The organism is Paracoccus tegillarcae (assembly GCF_002847305.1).
GTDB lineage: Bacteria > Pseudomonadota > Alphaproteobacteria > Rhodobacterales > Rhodobacteraceae > Paracoccus > Paracoccus tegillarcae.
In genome coordinates this window covers 499,699-512,048 of record NZ_CP025408.1, presented here as the reverse complement: position 1 = coordinate 512,048, position 12,350 = coordinate 499,699, and the positions used below count along the sequence as shown (strand labels likewise).

General features: G+C 62.4%; 12 protein-coding genes. 11 read left to right on the top strand and 1 reads right to left on the bottom strand.

Translation table 11 applies throughout. The annotated features are described in order from the left end of the window. The first annotated feature begins 45 nt into the window (after nucleotides 1-45). The 3 genes from rsmI to gshB all read left to right on the top strand — a co-directional run bounded on the left by rsmI (nucleotide 46) and on the right by gshB (nucleotide 2,375). A complete protein-coding gene (rsmI, locus tag CUV01_RS02570; protein WP_101459097.1) occupies nucleotides 46-963 on the top strand; it encodes a 16S rRNA (cytidine(1402)-2'-O)-methyltransferase in 918 nt (305 codons plus the stop codon). A 70-nt stretch (nucleotides 964-1,033) separates the two neighbouring features. Continuing rightward, nucleotides 1,034-1,357: a YraN family protein gene (locus tag CUV01_RS02565; protein ID WP_101459096.1), complete on the top strand. Its 324-nt coding sequence runs from the start codon at nucleotides 1,034-1,036 to the stop codon at nucleotides 1,355-1,357. A gap of 70 nt (nucleotides 1,358-1,427) precedes the next feature. Beyond that, nucleotides 1,428-2,375, top strand: a complete 948-nt coding sequence (gshB, locus tag CUV01_RS02560; protein WP_101459095.1) for a glutathione synthase — start codon at nucleotides 1,428-1,430, stop codon at nucleotides 2,373-2,375. A gap of 83 nt (nucleotides 2,376-2,458) precedes the next feature. On the opposite strand, the gene CUV01_RS02555 is transcribed toward gshB, so the two are convergent. Further along, nucleotides 2,459-3,973: a YifB family Mg chelatase-like AAA ATPase gene (locus tag CUV01_RS02555; protein WP_101459094.1), complete on the bottom strand. Its 1,515-nt coding sequence runs from the start codon at nucleotides 3,971-3,973 to the stop codon at nucleotides 2,459-2,461. 119 nt (nucleotides 3,974-4,092) lie between these two features. Here CUV01_RS02555 and coaBC point away from each other — a divergent pair, with 119 nt between their 5' ends. The 8 genes from coaBC to CUV01_RS02515 all read left to right on the top strand — a co-directional run bounded on the left by coaBC (nucleotide 4,093) and on the right by CUV01_RS02515 (nucleotide 12,327). Further along, nucleotides 4,093-5,325, top strand: coding sequence for a bifunctional phosphopantothenoylcysteine decarboxylase/phosphopantothenate--cysteine ligase CoaBC (gene coaBC, locus CUV01_RS02550; protein ID WP_101459093.1), 1,233 nt, complete (start codon nucleotides 4,093-4,095; stop codon nucleotides 5,323-5,325). Next, a complete protein-coding gene (locus CUV01_RS02545; protein ID WP_101459092.1) occupies nucleotides 5,322-6,365 on the top strand; it encodes a cysteine desulfurase family protein in 1,044 nt (347 codons plus the stop codon). The genes coaBC and CUV01_RS02545 overlap by 4 nt, the downstream gene beginning before the upstream one ends. A gap of 31 nt (nucleotides 6,366-6,396) precedes the next feature. Continuing rightward, on the top strand, nucleotides 6,397-7,914 hold the full coding sequence (sufB, locus tag CUV01_RS02540) for a Fe-S cluster assembly protein SufB (RefSeq protein ID WP_101459091.1): 1,518 nt from the start codon (nucleotides 6,397-6,399) through the stop codon (nucleotides 7,912-7,914). A 25-nt stretch (nucleotides 7,915-7,939) separates the two neighbouring features. After that, the gene (gene sufC, locus CUV01_RS02535; RefSeq protein ID WP_101459090.1) at nucleotides 7,940-8,695 is read left to right on the top strand and encodes a Fe-S cluster assembly ATPase SufC; all 756 of its coding nucleotides are present in this window, start codon (nucleotides 7,940-7,942) and stop codon (nucleotides 8,693-8,695) included. After that, entirely contained in the window at nucleotides 8,695-10,035 is a 1,341-nt protein-coding gene (locus tag CUV01_RS02530) for a SufB/SufD family protein (RefSeq protein WP_101459089.1), read from the top strand. The genes sufC and CUV01_RS02530 overlap by 1 nt, the downstream gene beginning before the upstream one ends. Nucleotides 10,036-10,106: 71 nt before the next feature. Continuing rightward, the gene (locus CUV01_RS02525) at nucleotides 10,107-10,526 is read left to right on the top strand and encodes a hypothetical protein (protein WP_232962440.1); all 420 of its coding nucleotides are present in this window, start codon (nucleotides 10,107-10,109) and stop codon (nucleotides 10,524-10,526) included. Beyond that, nucleotides 10,523-11,119: a YIP1 family protein gene (locus CUV01_RS02520; RefSeq protein ID WP_157994763.1), complete on the top strand. Its 597-nt coding sequence runs from the start codon at nucleotides 10,523-10,525 to the stop codon at nucleotides 11,117-11,119. Before CUV01_RS02525 ends, CUV01_RS02520 begins: the two co-directional genes overlap by 4 nt. Beyond that, nucleotides 11,116-12,327, top strand: a complete 1,212-nt coding sequence (locus CUV01_RS02515; RefSeq protein ID WP_101459086.1) for a cysteine desulfurase — start codon at nucleotides 11,116-11,118, stop codon at nucleotides 12,325-12,327. The genes CUV01_RS02520 and CUV01_RS02515 overlap by 4 nt, the downstream gene beginning before the upstream one ends. Nucleotides 12,328-12,350: the final 23 nt, after the last annotated feature.

Sequence of the window (12,350 nt, the reverse complement as noted above, 5' to 3'; positions counted from 1 at the left end):
CCGACTTGGCAATCAGCGCAGCCGGAAAACGGGCAGGAGAGCCGCATGAACAATAACACCGACCGCACCGGACTGGACGCCGCCTCCGAGATTGCGGCGCGCATCGACGCACCGACATTGCTGCCGGGTCTGTATCTGGTGGCCACGCCGATCGGCGCTGCACGCGACATAACCTTGCGCGCGCTGGACGTGCTGAACGCGGCCGAGGTTCTGGCCGCCGAGGATACCCGGGTCCTGCGCCACCTGATGGAGATCCACGCGATCCCGCTGCGCGGACGGCGAATTATCGCCTATCACGATCACAATGCCGACCGTGCTCGCCCGGGTCTGTTGGCCAGGCTGGCCGAGGGTGCCTCGGTGGCGTTCTGTTCGGATGCGGGTACGCCGATGGTGGCCGATCCGGGTTTCAAGCTTGCGCGTGACGCCGCTGCAATGGGCCTTCGGTTGCATCCTGTTCCGGGCGCCTCGGCTGCGCTGGCCGCGCTGACCGTGGCGGGCCTGCCAAGCGATCGCTTTCTTTTCGCAGGCTTTCCGCCGAACGCAGATGGTGCGCGCGACACCTGGCTGCGCCAATGGGGGGCAATCGATGCGACACTGATCCTTTATGAAAGCCCGAGGCGCGTTAAGGATACCTTGGCAAAATTGTGCGAGATTGAACCGAATCGATCTATCGTCATTTGCAGGGAACTGACCAAGAAATTCGAAGAACTGATCCGGGGAACGGCTGCAGAACTGGCCGAGCAAATCCCCGATGAAGGATTGCGCGGCGAAGTCGTGCTTGTGCTGGATCGGCCAGCCCCCGTCGCCGTCGATGACGACGCGATTCGCGCTGAATTGCGACAGGCGCTGCAGGACGCGACGGTCAAAGACGCCTCACGCGAGGTTGCGACACGATTGGGCTTGCCCCGGCGGGCCGTCTATCAGCTTGCGCTGGACATGAAGCCCGGTGACGAAAGGACATAGAGTGAGTATAGGGCCTGAGAACGAAACCGTCAGGGCGCGGCGTGGTCAGATCGCCTGCCTGTCCGGGCAAATGGCCGAGCATTCGGTCGCTGCGCGCTATGAACTGCAGGGGTGCAGCCTGCTGGAATCGCGCTGGCGTGGACTTGCGGGTGAAATCGATCTCATTTTTCGCGACGGCGATGAAATCGTCTTTGTCGAGGTCAAAAAGTCCACCAGTCACGCACAGGCGTCGTATCGCCTTGGCAGGCAGCAAATGGACAGAATTTGCCTTGCCGCACTGGAATTCGCTGACGGCATTGACGGCGGACGCGCGGTGCCGATGCGCTTCGATGCGGCGCTGGTTGATGGGCTGGGTCGCGTCGACATCATCCACAACGCCTTTGGGATGAACTAGGCACACCGGACCCTTGCAACTGATTTCTGACCGGGCGACAAGCAGGATGCGCTGACCAAGGAGATCCGGCATGTCGCTTTCCGTCGCCCTTCAGATGGACCCGATCGAGGACGTGTCCGTCGATGCCGACAGCACCTTTCGCATCGGTCTCGAGGCCGAGGCACGTGGCCATCGGCTTTTTCAGTATACCGTCGACCAGATGGTTTTTGACGAAGGCCGCGTGTTGGCACGAGGCCGCCCGGTGACGCTGCGCCGTGAACAGGGTAATCACGTCACCTTTGGTGAATGGGCCGAGGTCGATCTGTCCGATTTCGATGTCATCTGGCTGCGCCAGGACCCGCCCTTCGATATGGGCTATATCACGTCGACCTATCTGCTGGACCGCGTGCATCCCGCAGCATTGGTGGTCAACGACCCCTTCTGGGTGCGCAACAGCCCCGAAAAGCTGTTCGTGCTGGATTTTCCCGAGCTTACCCCGCCGACGATGATTGCCCGCGATGTGGCCGCCATTCGTCGGTTTCGCGAACGCCACGGCGATATTATCGTAAAGCCGCTCTACGGGAATGGCGGTGCAGGCGTTTTCCATTTGCGCCCGACTGACCCCAATCTGTCATCCCTGACCGAGCTGTTCGCCGGCATCAACCGCGAGCCGCTGATCGCGCAGAAATACCTGCCCGCTGTGGTCCAGGGCGACAAGCGCATCATTCTGGTGGATGGCGAGCCGGTCGGTGCGATCAACCGGGTCCCTGCTGCGGGCGAGGCGCGCTCGAACATGCATGTGGGTGGGCGGCCAGAAAAGATCGACCTGACCGACCGCGAACGCGAGATCTGCGACCGTATCGGCCCGGCGCTGCGTGAAAAGGGGCTGATTTTCACCGGGATCGACGTGATTGACGGCTGGCTGACGGAAATCAACGTCACTTCGCCCACGGGCATCCAGGAACTGGAACGCTTTGACGGGATCAACGCCGCCGCACTGATCTGGGATGCAATCGAGAAACGTCTCGCCAGTCGCTGATTGGCGCAAAATGCGCCGTGCCTGCGCGGCCCCTCGATGGGGCCAAGCAGGCAGGCGGTCGCGGCACGCAAGGCGGTCGGGTTCTACCCGCCCGCCACAAAGGGCAGCCGATAGCTGATCGCTTCGGCCAGATGGTTCACCCGCACTGCCTCGCTGCCATCCAGATCGGCAATGGTTCGCGCCGTTCGCAATATGCGATGATAGCCCCGCGCCGTCAGGCCGAGCTTCTCGGATGCTTTCAGGATCAGCGCCCGACCTTCGCTGTCGGGTGCCGCGATTTCGTCCAGGATGGCGCCCGAAGCCTCGGCATTGACACGCGCACGCGACCGCTCGCTGAAGCGCGCCGTCTGAACCGCGCGGGCTGCCTCTACGCGTTCGGCTATTGCCGCCGATTTTTCGCCGTCGGCTGGCAGGTCGAGATCCAGAAAGCTGACCTGCGGCACCTCGATACGCAGATCAAATCGATCCATCAGCGGCCCGGAGATCTTGCCCAGATAATCCGAACCGCAGTTTGGCGCCCGAGAGCAGGCCCGCGCCGCATCAGCCAGATGGCCACACCGGCAGGGGTTTGCCGCCGCGATCAACTGGAACCGGCAGGGATAGCGCACATGGGCATTTGCGCGGGCCACCACGACTTCGCCCGTTTCGATGGGCTGGCGCAGCGTTTCCAGCACCTGTCGCGAAAATTCGGGAAATTCGTCCAGAAACAGCAGCCCGTTATGGGCGAGGCTGATCTCGCCCGGTTTTGCGCTGCGACCGCCGCCGACAATCGCCGCCATCGAGGCCGTATGATGCGGCTCGCGCATCGGTGGATGTCGCGGGATACCGCCATCCTTCAGCACGCCGGCCAGCGAATGGATCATCGAGGTTTCCAGTGCCTCGGCGGCCGATAGCGGCGGCAGCAGCCCTGCCATCCGCGCTGCCAGCATGGATTTTCCTGCACCGGGCGGGCCAACCATCAGCAGGTGATGGCGTCCGGCGGCGGCAATCTCCAGCGCGCGTTTGGCGCGTTCCTGCCCCTTCACTTCGGACAGGCAGGCGATGAATTCAGGCGCCTGGATCGTGCCGGGCCGTGCTGGGGCGATGGGCGCGCGATCGGTCAGGTGATCGACCGCCTCGCGCAGCGACGTTGGCGCCAGTACTGGCACCGATTCGACCCAGGCTGCCTCTGGTCCACAGGCGCGCGGGCAGATCAGCGCGCGATCTTCTTCCGCTGCCGCCATCGCAGCGGGCAGGGCGCCCGTGACCGGCACCAACCGACCGTCCAGCGCCAGTTCGCCCAGGCAGACGCAGCGCGCCAATTCATCGCCGGGCACGATTTCAATGGCGGCCAGCACTGCCAGCGCGATGGGCAGATCGAAGTGAGAGCCTTCTTTCGGCAGATCCGCCGGCGACAGGTTCACCGTGATCCGCCGGCTCGGCAAGGCCACCGATAACGCGTCAAAGGCGGCGCGGACCCGTTCGCGCGCCTCGCTTACCGCCTTGTCCGGCAGACCGACGATGGCAAAGCCGGGCAGCCCCGGTGACACCGAACACTGCACCTCGACCAGACGCGCATCCACCCCCTCAAAGGCGACCGAATAGGCGATCGCGACCATCTGTTCCCCCGTTTTTCATCATGGTTAAGGGCCGCGCCTTAAGACATGGTTAACGGGGCAGCTTTCTTGCGAAGTCGGGGGGCGGGGGCTATCTGTCAGCCAAGCAACAGGAGACCGGCATGGACGGCAAGCGTATCCTTCTGATCATCGGCGGCGGCATCGCGGCCTACAAGATCCCCGCGCTGATCCGGCTCTTCAAGGGGGCAGGGGCCGAGGTAACGCCCGTTCTGACCCGCGCAGGCGCCGAGTTCACCACGCCGATGGCGGTTTCGGTTCTGGCCGGAGAGGCCGTGCATCAGGATCTGTTCGATATCTCGACCGAGGCTGAGATCGGTCATATCGCCCTGACCCGGAATGCCGATCTGGTGGTGGTGGCGCCGGCCACGGCTGATCTGATGGCCAAGATGGCTCATGGGCTTGCCGATGATCTGGCCTCGACCCTGCTATTGGCGTCGAACAAGCAGGTCCTGATCGCGCCTGCGATGAATGTGCGGATGTGGGACCATCCGGCGACGCGGCGCAACCTGGCCACGCTGCGCGAGGATGGCATCCTGATCGTGGGCCCTGATGCGGGCGCCATGGCGTGCGGCGAATTCGGCTCTGGCCGGATGGCCGAGCCAGAGGCGATCATCGCCGCGACGCAGGACGCACTTGGTGCCGCACCGCTGCGCTTGATGCCGCAGGATAAGGTGGCGCCCGGTGCGCTGGCCGGCAAACATATCATCGTGACCTCGGGGCCGACGCATGAACCGATTGATCCGGTGCGCTATATCGCCAACCGCTCATCGGGCGCGCAGGGCACGGCGATCGCCGCCGCCTTGCGCGATCTGGGCGCGAAAATCAGTTTCGTGACCGGGCCAGCATCGGTTGCCCCGCCCGATGGGGTCGATGTGATCGCCGTCGAAACTGCACAACAGATGCGTGATGCCGTCGAGGCCGCATTGCCGGCAGATGCAGCTGTGATGGCTGCAGCGGTGGCCGATTGGCAGGTCAAGAATGCCAGCGGCTCGAAGATAAAGAAGGATGGGTCCGGTACGTTTCCGGCGCTGGATTTTACCGAAAACCCGGACATTCTGGCCTGGGTCAGCAAGTTGATGAATGGTCGCCCGGAATTGGTCGTCGGTTTTGCGGCGGAGACGGATGATGTGATCGCCCATGCCACCGCCAAGCGGTTGCGCAAGGGCTGCGACTGGATTGTCGCCAATGACGTCAGCCCCGAGACCGGCATCATGGGCGGCGCAGAAAACACCGTGACCCTGATCACCGAGGACGGCGCCGAGGATTGGCCGCGCATGGGCAAGGATGAGGTTGCGCGCCGTCTGGCGCAGCGGATGGCGGATGCGCTGGGATGAACCGTCATTATCTGGACTGGAATGCAACCACCCCGCTGCGGCCAGAGGTCAAGACCGCAATGGTCGATGCGATGGAGCTGGCCGGGAACCCGTCATCCGTTCATGCCGAAGGCCGTGCCGCCAAGATGCTGCTGGAACGGTCGCGCGACGCCGTGGCCATCGCATTGGGGGCCGAGGGCGCGGATGTCGTCTTTACCTCAGGCACGACAGAGGCCGCGACAATGGTGCTGGCCGGGCAGGGCATCGCCTGTGCGGCGATCGAACACAGCGCGATCAAGGTCTGGTGCGATCCGGTGCTGCCGGTGGACGCTGACGGGATCGTGACCATCGCCGATCCGACGCATAGCAGCCTGCAACTGGCCAATAACGAAACCGGCGTGATGCAGGATTTGCCCGCCGGTCTGGCCAGCAGCGATCTGACGCAGGCGTTCGGCAAGGTGCCGCTTGCCTTCAACTGGCTGGATGTCACGGCTGGCTTTGTCAGTGCGCACAAACTGGGCGGCCCAAAGGGCATCGGCGCGCTGATCCTGAAGAAAGGCACCGATATTCAGGCGTTGATTCGGGGCGGCGGCCAGGAACAGGGGCGCCGGGCCGGCACCGAAAACCTGATCGGCATCGCCGGTTTTGCTGCTGCGGCCGTCACCGCTCAGCGTGATCTTGAGGCCGGAACCTGGGATCGCATCGCCGAGATGCGGGACGGGTTGGAGGCCCGGATTCTGGACGTCGCCCCGGATGCAAAGATCGCGGGACTGGGTGCGCGGCGCTTGCCGAATACCAGCTGCGTTCTTACATCCGGCTGGAAGGGGGAAACGCAGGTCATGCAGATGGATCTGGCGGGTTTTGCCATTTCGGCGGGTTCGGCCTGTTCATCGGGAAAGGTGCGCGCCAGCGGCGCCTTGCAGGCGATGGGCTATTCGGATAGCGACGCCGCCTCGGCCATACGCGTTTCTTTTGGGCCCGCCACCACGGTGGATGAGGTGAATCGCTTTGCGGATGCGTGGGAAAAAGCGTATCTGCGGTGGCGCGAACGGAATGGCTGACTGCTTCAGTCGGCACGAGGAAGGGCGAAAGATGAGCGAGACCGATCTTGAGGTGCGCGAAGGTGTCGACCGGGAAACCGTCGAGACAGTGCAGAACATGGGCAGCTATAAATATGGCTGGGATACCGAGATCGAGATGGAATACGCCCCCAAGGGCGTAAACGAAGACATCGTGCGCCTGATCTCGGAAAAGAATGGCGAGCCGGAATGGATGACCGACTGGCGGCTAGAGGCGTTCCGCCGCTGGCAGACCATGACCGAACCGACCTGGGCCATGCTGAACTATCCTGAGATCGACTTTCAGGATCAGTATTATTACGCCCGCCCGAAAAGCATGGAAGTCAAACCCAAATCGCTGGACGAGGTCGATCCCAAGCTGCTGGCGACCTATGAAAAGCTGGGCATACCGCTGAAGGAACAGATGATCCTTGCCGGCGTCGAAGGCGCAGGCGATGCGCCCGCCGAGGGCCGCAAGGTTGCCGTGGATGCGGTCTTTGACAGCGTCAGCGTCGGCACGACCTTCAAGGATGAGCTGGCCAAGGCCGGCGTGATCTTCTGCTCGATCTCAGAGGCGATCCGCGAGCACCCCGAACTGGTGAAGAAATATCTGGGTTCGGTCGTGCCGCAATCGGATAACTATTTCGCCACGCTGAACAGCGCCGTGTTTTCGGATGGCAGCTTCGTCTATATCCCCGAGGGCGTCCGCTGCCCGATGGAACTGTCGACTTATTTCCGCATCAACGCCGAAAATACCGGCCAGTTCGAACGCACGCTGATCATCGCCGAAAAGGGCAGCTATGTCAGCTATCTCGAAGGCTGCACGGCGCCCAAGCGCGATACCAATCAGCTGCACGCAGCCGTGGTGGAAATCGTCATTCTTGAGGATGCAGAGGTCAAGTATTCGACCGTTCAGAACTGGTTCCCCGGCGACGAGGACGGCAAGGGCGGGATCTATAACTTCGTGACCAAGCGCGCCGATTGCCGCGAGGACCGGGCCAAGGTCATGTGGACCCAGGTCGAAACCGGCTCTGCGATCACATGGAAATACCCGTCCTGCATCCTGCGCGGCAATGAAAGCAGCGGCGAGTTCTATTCCATCGCCATTGCCAACAATTTCCAGCAGGCCGATACCGGGACCAAGATGATCCATCTTGGCAAGAGCACCCGCTCTCGCATTGTTTCCAAAGGAATTTCCGCGGGCAAGGCGCAGAACACCTATCGCGGGCTGGTGTCGATGCACCCGCGTGCCACGAACAGCCGCAACTATACGCAATGCGACAGCCTGCTGATCGGATCTGAATGCGGTGCGCATACCGTGCCTTATATCGAGGTCAAGAATACCAGCAGCCGCGTCGAACACGAGGCCACGACCAGCAAGGTCGATGATGACCAGCTGTTCTATTGTCGCCAGCGCGGCATGGGCGAGGAAGAGGCGATCGCGCTGATCGTCAACGGCTTCGCCAAAGAGGTGCTGCAGGCACTGCCGATGGAATTCGCGATGGAAGCGCAAAGCCTCGTCGCTATCTCACTTGAAGGAAGCGTCGGCTGAGGCCACGCCGGAAGGATCATTACAGATGCTGAAAATCAATAACTTGCACGTGAAACTTGAGGAAGAAGACAAGCGTATCCTTAAGGGTGTCGATCTGGAAATTCCCGCCGGTCAGGTCCATGCGATCATGGGGCCGAACGGGTCGGGCAAATCCACGCTGTCCTATGTGCTGTCGGGTCGTGATGGCTATGAGGTGACCGAAGGATCGGCCAGCCTCGAGGGTGCCGATCTGCTGGACATGGATCCCGAGGAACGCGCCGCCGCTGGCCTGTTTCTGGCATTCCAGTACCCGGTCGAGATCCCCGGCGTGGGCAACATGACATTTCTGCGCACCGCCGTGAACGCACAGCGCAAGGCGCGCGGACAGGATGAACTGTCGGCGGGCGAGTTTCTCAAGGTCGTGCGCGCCAAGGCCGCTGATCTCAAAATCGACGCGGATATGCTGAAGCGCCCGGTCAATGTGGGCTTTTCGGGCGGTGAGAAAAAGCGAAACGAAATCCTGCAGATGGCCATGCTGGAACCGCGCATGTGCATCATGGACGAGACCGATAGCGGCCTTGATGTCGATGCGATGCGCTTGGTGGCCGACGGCGTGAACGCGCTGCGCAGCCCTGATCGCAGCTTCTTGGTCATCACCCATTATCAGCGCCTGCTGGACCACATCAAACCCGATGTCGTTCATATCATGGCGGATGGCCGGATCGTGAAAACCGGCGGCCCGGAACTGGCGCTGCAGGTCGAGACCGAGGGTTACGGCGATCTTGTCACGGAGGCTGGTTGATGTCTGACGCTGCTGTCCAAACCAAGGACGTGACTCCGCAGGTCAGCGGCGCGCCGAAAAAGGCCGACGCGCTGGACGCGCGGCTTGACGCGCTGACCTTGCCAGAGGGCGGCTTTACCGCGCCCGCCCGCGCAGACGCGCTGGCGCGCCTGCGCGAGATGGGCTTGCCCGGAGCGCGCGACGAATACTGGCGTTATACCGATCCGCGTTCGTTCAATGCGCCCCGCCCGGACCCCATCGAGATCGAGGACAAGTCGCCCGACTCGCCGCTTTTCACGGATCTTGACCGGCTGCTGATCGTTTTCGTGGATGGCCGTTTTGATGCTGCCGCCAGCTCGGATCTGTCGCAGGACGGCGTTGAGATCGACATCCTGTCGTCGGTCGAGGGCGAAGCCGGCCATTGGGCCAAGGATCTGTATGGCGTGCTTGAAACGGCGGGCCAGAACCCGGTCAAGCGGCCCTTTGCGGCGCTGAACACGGCTGCCGCAGATGAAGGCGTGCTGATCCGCGTGACCGGAAAGCCGGCAAAGCCCATCCATATCCTGCATCGCCGTGCGAAAGACGATGCCGATGTCATCTGGCATCACGTCATCCGGCTGGAGCAAGACGCCGAGCTGACATTGCTGGAAACCGGCATGGTCGGTGCGCGCAGCAACGGCCAGATAGAGGTCGATCTGGCGCCGGGCGCCAAGCTGCATCACATCGCGGCCAAACGCGCGGGACACCAAAAGCTGGGGTTCAGCGCCATATTCGCGCGTGTCGACCGTGAGGCCCAGTTCCGCAGCTTTACGCTGTCGGTCAACGGCACGCTGATGCGCCATGAAGGCGTGATCGAGTTTGTGGGCGATGATGCGGTCGGCCATATCGCTGCCGCTGTGCTGGGCGATGGCGACAAGGGGCCGTTCCATCATGACGACACGGTCTTTGTCACGCATGGCGCAGAGCGCTGCGAAAGCCGTCAGGTCTTCAAGAAGGTTCTGAAAAACGGTGCCAAGGGCGTGTTCCAAGGCAAGATTCTGGTCAAGGCCGGCGCGCAGAAAACCGACGGCTATCAGATCAGTCAGGCTTTGCTGCTGGATGAGGACAGTCAGTTCCTGGCCAAGCCAGAATTGGAAATCTATGCCGATGACGTCGTCTGCTCGCATGGCTCGACCACGGGTGCTATCGACGAGACCGCGCTGTTCTATCTGCGTTCCAGGGGCGTGCCCAAGGATCGGGCTATCGTCTTGCTGGTGCTTTCCTTCCTGGCCGATGCGCTGGACGAGGTCGCAGATGAGGGCTTGCGCGAACAGATCAACCATCGGTTAGAGGCATGGCTGACGCGACGGGCCAAAATTTGACGGCGGCCCCCCGCGGCATCTTGCCGCGTGTGTTGCAAAGCTGGTGGGCCCCGCGTCAGGTGGTGCGGGGAATGGCGGATATGCCAGACCGGACGCTGCTGGTCGTGTTGCTGGCGGCGATGCTGATCTTTCTGATCGCTCAGGCGCCGGGTCATGCACGGGCCGCCGAATTGGACCCCTCGATCCCGCTGGAAGCGCGGATCAGCGGTGCGATCATGGCGGTGATGTTCCTGATGCCGGTGATTGCCTATGCGGTGGCGGCGCTGGTCTCGGCCTTGTCACGCCTGACCGGACGGCCACTGGACCCACGGCATTCACGGCTGGCGCTGTTCTGGGCGCTGCTGGCCATCTCGCCGGCGATGCTGCTGTCGGGGCTGGTCGCGGGGTTCCTGGGTGACGGCCCGGCGCTGACCTTGACGCGCGCAGTGGCGGGGATCGGTTTTGTCGTGATATGGGGCGCAGGGATCGTGGCATTGACGAGGACGGCATGAACGGGCTGAATATCAGATTGCTGGTCGGCATGACCTTGCGAAACCCGGCTCAGGCTGCGCGTGCGATACTGGATGTCGACTATCCGCTTGGCGTCCGTTGGGCGCTGGCTGTGCTGGTGGTGTCGCTGGCTGCGATTCTGGCATCACTGACCGCGGCCCTGGTGACGGTACCCGTCGATGGCGAGCCGCGGCCTTACGGCTGGATCGTGGACCAGCCGCTGATACTGGCCGGGTTGCAAATGGCTGCAGTGGTTCTGTCAGCGGGGCTGATGGCGGGCGTCGGTCGGATGTTCGGCGGCGATGGCACTTTCGAGGATGCGCTGATCCTGGTTGTCTGGATAGAGGCAGTGTTGTTGCTGGTCCAGTTGGCGCAGATTGTGCTGTTGCCGATCATGCCGGGTCTGGGGGCGCTTCTTGGTCTGGCCGCCGCTGGCATGTTCTTTTACCTCACCGTGCAGTTCACAAAGGTTCTGCACGGCTTTCGCAGCGGCTTTAAGGTGTTTCTGGGCATGGTCGCAGCGATGTTTGCCTTTGCCTTCCTGCTATCCTTCGTCGCGGCCGCTTTCGGCCTTTTGCCCGAGGTGCCCGCATGAGTTTTGACGTTGAAAAGATCCGCGCGGATTTTCCCATCCTGTCTCGGCAGGTGAACAAGAGACCGCTGGTTTATCTGGACAGCGGTGCCAGCGCGCAAAAGCCCCGGCAGGTCATCGATGCGATTACGCGCGCCTATGAGGGCGAATATGCCAATGTGCATCGCGGGCTGCATTTTCTGTCGAACCTGGCCACCGATAATTACGAGCGCGTCCGCGCCATCATCGCGCGTTTCCTCAATGCACCCGATGAGGAAGAGGTGATTTTTACCAGCGGTTCGACCGAGGCGATCAATCTGGTCAGCTATGGCTGGGCGGCGCCGAACCTGCAGGCGGGCGATGAAATCGTGCTGTCGGTGATGGAGCATCACGCCAATATCGTGCCATGGAATTTCCTGCGCGAGCGGCAGGGCGCGGTGCTGAAATGGGTCGAGCCGGACCCCGACGGCAGCCTGCCCGCCGAAAAGGTGCTGGCTGCCATCGGGCCCAAGACCAAGCTGGTTGCAGTGACGCATATGTCCAACGTGACCGGCACGGTTGTAGATGTGGCGGCGATCGCCGCGGGGACCGATGTGCCGGTGCTGGTCGACGGCTCGCAGGCGGCTGTGCATATGCCCGTTGATCTGAGCGCGCTTGGCGTCGATTTCTACTGCATCACCGGGCACAAGCTTTACGGTCCTTCCGGTTCGGGGGCGATCTGGATTTCGCGTGATCGTCAGGCCGAGATGCGGCCCTTTATGGGCGGCGGCGATATGATCAAGACTGTCAGCCGCGATGGCGTGGTCTATGCCGATCCGCCGTTGAAGTTCGAGGCCGGCACCCCCGGTATCGTCAACCAGATCGGGCTTGGCGCGGCCTTGGAATATCTGATGGACATCGGCATGGAAAACGTGGCCGCACATGAACGCACGCTGCGTGACCGTGCGCGCGACAAGCTGCGCAGCCTGAACTGGCTACAGGTGCAGGGCGATGCGGCTGACAAGGGCGCTATCTTTTCCATGACGATGGAAGGTGCGCATGCGCATGATATCTCGACCATCCTCGACAAGCGGGGCATTGCCGTGCGGGCAGGCAGCCATTGCGCCATGCCGTTGATGGATTTCTACGGGATTACCGCTTCGGCGCGGGCGTCATTCGCGATGTATAACACCGAGGCAGAGGTCGACGCGCTGATCGACGGGCTGCAGTTCTGTCGCGAATTGTTCGCCTGAACAACGCGCCTGGACGGTGCATT